Below are 2801 nucleotides of genomic sequence, written 5' to 3' on the forward strand. Positions count from 1 at the left end.
ACCTAGCCCTGCTCCGGCGGCCAAGCGACCGACAGTGCTCCCCCCCCCTCGACGAGCCGCCTCTGGGCCCGAGCCGCCGCAACGGGCCCCTGAATCCCGTCGCCCTGGCCTTGCGGAGGCGCCCTCCCCCAGCGGCGCTCGTACCTCTCCTCCTGTCGAGGAAAAGGTTTCTCTCCCTCAAGCTGAACAGCGCCCGCGTCCGCAATTGGTGGGCGCGCCTGTCCGCCCTGGCACTCGTCCCGAGCCGCGCTCGCCGGTGGCCAAGAAGGAAGAGAGCTCCGACAGCGGCAAAGCTGACGAGGCTCCTCGTCCGCAGCGGCGGCTGGAATTGGTAGGGCCTCCTACCCGTCCTGTGGCTAAGCCTCTTCCCCCTGAGCCGGATGCTTCCCCTCGCTTGCCAGAAGGGATCCCTGAGGAACGCCCCACGCCGGTGTTGGCCGAAGCTCCCGTGCGGCCTGCTGCGCCCAAACTCAAGCGCAAGACGGTGGAAGAAGAGGACGAGGAACTACAAGCCCTCGAACGACGGGCCGGCCGCACCCAGGCCAAGCGCAAACGCAGCCGCAGAAGAGAGGAAGGAGACGGAGACGTTCTGGATTTGGATCCCTTGACCGTCCTCTCCAGCGTCAAGCAGGCGGAGCTGAACGCGCTCAAACCCTTGGCGCGCCCCACCGCCAAGCCCCCCTCCTATCGTCCGCCCGCGGCAGCAGCTCGCCCTCGCCCGGCTGCTGAGCGCCCCCAGCGGCCCTCGGCCTCCGCCGAAGCTACTGCTCCTGAGGCCGCAGCAGAATCCTTGCCAGAAGAGAAGGTATTGCTCCTGGAGGGCAGCCTCACCGTGCAAGAATTGGCCCGCCGCCTGCGGGTAGCCGAAACCGAGATCATCAAAACCCTCTTCTTTAAAGGAGTGAGGGTGACCATCAACCAGGTTTTGGACGAGTCGCTGGCCGAGTCGGTGGCCAAAGAGTTGGGCTACGAAGTACGTCGGCCCGAGGCAGAGCCCAAAGCCAAGAAAACCGAGATCCTCGATCTGGAGGACATCGACCATCTGGTGCCACGTCCGCCGGTGGTGACCATCATGGGCCACGTGGATCACGGCAAAACCACTCTGCTCGATGCCATCCGCCACACCAATGTGGCCCAGCGAGAAGCCGGCGGGATCACCCAGCGCATCGGCGCTTACCACGTGGACGTGGACTTCGAAGGCCAGAAGCGGCGCATTGTTTTCCTGGATACTCCCGGCCACCAGGCCTTTACCGCCATGCGCGCTCGCGGCGCCCGCGTCACCGACATTGCCGTTTTGGTGGTGGCTGCCGACGACGGGGTGCAGCCGCAGACGCTGGAGGCCCTCAGCCACGCTCGCGCAGCCCAGGTGCCGATCATCGTGGCCATCAACAAGATCGACAAGCCCGGCAGCCAGCCGGAGCGCGTCAAGCAGCAGTTGGCAGAGCACGGCCTGTTGCCGGAGGAGTGGGGCGGCGACACGCCCATGGTGGAGGTGAGCGCCCTCACTCGCCGCAACCTGGACGCGCTGCTGGAGATGATCCTGTTGGTGGCCGATGTGGCGGAGCTGCAGGCCAACCCCAACCGGCCTGCCCGCGGCACCGTGATCGAAGCCCACCTGGACAAGGCTCGCGGCCCGGTGGCTACTCTGTTGGTGCAAAACGGTACCCTGCGGGTGGGCGATACCCTGGTGGCCGGCGCCGTCTTGGGCCGGGTCAAGGCGATGATGGACGACCGCGGCCAACGGCTGCAGGAAGCGGGGCCCTCTTCGGCGGTGCAACTGTTGGGCCTGGAGGAGGTGCCCGCAGCGGGGGATGAGTTCCAGGTGTACGCCGACGAGAAAGAAGCCCGGCGGATTGCCGAGGAGCGAGCGGAAGCCCTGCGGCAAGCCCGTCTGCAACAGGCGCTGCTGTCGCGGCGGGTGAGTTTGGGCAGCATCTCTGCCAAGGCCCAGGAAGGCCAGCTCAAGGAGTTGAACTTGATCATCAAGACGGACGTGCAGGGATCCGCCGAGGCCATCCAGACGGCGCTGCAGGATCTGCCGCAAGAAGAAGTGCGCTTGCGAGTGCTTCTAGCAGCTCCTGGGGAGATCACCGAGACTGACGTGGATCTGGCAGCAGCCAGCGACGCCATTATTCTGGGTTTCAACACCAGCTTCGCCCCCGGCGCGCGGCAGGCTGCCGACGACAAGGGGGTGGATGTGCGCGAATACGACATCATCTACAACTTGCTGGACGATCTGCGGGCAGCGATGGAGGGCCTGCTGGAGCCGGAGGAGGTGGAGGAGCCGCTGGGCCAGGCGGAAGTGCGCAAAGTCATCCCCATCAGCCGCGGTGCGGTTGCCGGCAGCTACGTGCTCTCCGGCAAGGTGCAGCGCAACGCTCTGGTGCGGGTTCGCCGCAAAGGGGAGGTGGTCTACCAGGGCCGTCTCGATTCTCTGAAGCGCTTCAAGGACGACGTGCGGGAGGTGGCCGCCGGTTTCGAGTGCGGGATCGGCATCGAGAAGTTCGATGCCTGGCAAGAAGGGGACCTTATCGAGGTCTACCAGATGGTTACCAAGCGGCGGACGCTGGCTCCTGCCTAGTTAATTTGGGTGGCCTAGCGTCGCAGGGATCCCAGTCCAGGGGATCTAGGAGGGAGGATTTGCTCCAGAACAACGGAAGCAGTTGCTAAGTGGAGGGGAGGGATGCAACGGAGCCAGAGATTGAGTCAGATGTTGTTTGTAACCCTGCGGGAGGATCCTGCCGAAGCAGAACTGATCAGCCACAAGCTGCTGCTGCGGGGCGGCTTTATCCGGCGGCTCT

At 65.2% G+C, this 2801-nt stretch carries 1 protein-coding gene; it reads left to right on the forward strand.

The genetic code is table 11. The features are described 5' to 3' along the window. Positions 1 to 2581 (forward strand): translation initiation factor IF-2 (gene infB / locus NW848_RS14320; protein WP_414511344.1); only part of this gene is annotated, 2581 nt, incomplete at its 5' end. Positions 2582 to 2801 lie beyond the last annotated feature (220 nt).

The organism is Synechococcus sp. RC10A2 (genome assembly GCF_047502605.1).